We start from the raw sequence: 2,205 nt of genomic DNA, 5'->3' as shown, positions 1-2,205 counted from the left end.
CCCTGAAAGGTTCGCGCATGTCATCGCGAAACACTTCGCTGAGACGGCTGAACAAGGTTGATTTGTCGTCGGCCGCAAAGAGATCGAGCGTGTGCTGATTGACGTCGATGACGCGGATCTCGGCCATGCAGCGCTCGACGAATTCAGGATGCACGTCGGTAAACACCCTGAAGTCAACGATGCCCTGGTCCCTCGCTTCGTCGAGCAGGCGCTTCACGGCGCCGAAATCTTCCACCCACAGGGATACCGGCGAATGTTCGAACAGCCCGCGCGAATATCGCTCGCTCAGGGCAAGTTGGCGGCGTGCGGTTTCTCGCTCGGTGACGTCCTCGATCGCGACCAGAACGCGCGTCCAATCCTGCTCGTATCCGGGCAAAATGCTGCCCTTCAACTGAATGTCGAGCCGTGTGCCGGAGAGCGTGTAGTTCACAGTGTGACTGAAAAACTCGGTCTGCCCCTCCCAAAGCTGCACGAGTTCCTCGACATGGGTCTGAAGCATGTCGTCGCGGAAAACGCTGCCGAGATTCTCGACAAGGTGTTCCAGATCGTCAGCCTCGAACAGGGCAAGCGTCTTGCGATTGACTTTCAGGACGCGGATGAGGCTCGAGCAGGACTTGATCCTCTTTGGGTCCGCGCTGAGATGCTCGCGCAGATCTGTTACCCCCTCCTGCCGCCAATCTTCGAACAGCTTCCTGACGTCGCCATAATCTTCTAACCAAAGGGAAACAGGGGCCAGCTGAAACATTTCAGCATTCTCGTCCCGATCCTGGGACGAAGAGGAGGGCCTATATTGGTCGGGAGCGTGCATGCGGTACTTTGTCGAGCCATGGGACGTTCGGCAAAGTCTATATCACGGACGTGAAATAGGTGAAGTAGAGGCTTATTCCTCTGCCCGCCGGCGCAGACAGCAGCGTTATGTGTAAAAAATCCTATGTCGAAGCTGAGCCTGGAGATCGTATCAGAACCGTAGCCCGATCTGGGGCGGATGCGGATGGCCGATCCTGAGCAGTTCCGGCGCATGTTCGAAGGCGACGTCCTCGGGCCCCAGATGATCGCTGAGCCGTTTGTATGTCGCGGTATCGAACACCGTCTCGGACCCCACCAGACAATCCTCCAGGGCCATTCGGATGGCAGCCTCGTCCAGATTGCGGCCGATGAAGACGAGCTCCTGGCGACGATCGCCCCAGATGGGATCCCAGCGAGTCTGCAGGAACTGCCGGAATTGCGGATGGTTCGGCCAGCTCGTGCGCGGCACGGCACACCACCACGTTCCGCGCTGGTCCAGGCGAACTTGCGAGCCAGCCACCGAAAACTGCACGACGTGGTCTGTACGGGTGGCAACCCAGAGATAACCCTTCGCCCGCAGCAGCCCGGACCATCGACGATGAAGAAAAGCGCGGAATTTGTCCGGGTGAAACGGTCGACGCGCGCGAAACACGAAGCTGGAGATCCCGTACTCTTCCGTCTCGGGATTATGGGGGACGTTTCCGTAGAGTTCCTTGTACCACAATGGATGCGTCGCGGCTTTTGCTTCCCTGAACAGATGAGTGTTGAGAATCCGATCGTTCGGAACGTGACCGAAGTCGGCTTCCACGATTTGCGCGTCCGCATTCAACGCCTTCACGATGCTGCGGACATGGGCGCGTTCGTCCGCGTCGACCGTCGAGGACTTGTTGACGATCACGAGGTCGGCGAATTCGATTTGGTCGACGAGGAGATCGGCCAGCGTTCGCTCGTCGTTGACATCCCGCGTCTCGCCGCGTTCGCGTAAAAGGTCGCCGCCATTGAAGTCTTTGACGAGGCTGTGCGCGTCTACGACGGTTACGGTCGTGTCGAGGCGGGCGAGGTCGGCGATCGAACGGCCGTGCTCGTCGCGAAACGAGAAGGTGGCGGCGATCGGCAGAGGCTCCGCGATGCCAGTCGCCTCGATCAACAGGTAGTCGAAGCGCTTTTCACCGGCGATGCGCGCAATCTCTTGATGTAGGTCATCACGCAATGTGCAGCAGATGCAGCCGTTGGTGAGCTCGACGAGACGCTCGGTGGTGTGGGACAGATTGGCTCCGCCATCGCGGATCAGATCGGCATCGATATTCACCTCGCTCATGTCGTTCACGATCACGGCGACGCGCTTGCCCTCGCGGTTGTTGAGGACATGGTTCAGCAGCGAAGTCTTGCCGGCGCCGAGGAACCCACACAGCACGGTCA

Annotated in this window: 1 protein-coding gene and 1 pseudogene; both read right to left on the bottom strand. The window is 59.2% G+C overall.

Features of this window, described 5'->3' with window-relative positions; genetic code table 11:
* A pseudogene (locus tag AC1DT3_RS18660) lies at positions 1 to 745 on the bottom strand (histidine kinase); the annotation flags it as partial.
* A gap of 213 nt (positions 746 to 958) precedes the next feature.
* Positions 959 to 2,205 (bottom strand): GTP-binding protein (locus AC1DT3_RS18655; protein WP_477466717.1); only part of this gene is annotated, 1,247 nt, incomplete at its 5' end.

It is taken from the genome of Microvirga sp. P4_G7 (genome assembly GCF_056401005.1).
Note: the sequence above shows the minus strand (reverse complement) of the source record. Positions and strands in the feature narration are given on the sequence as shown.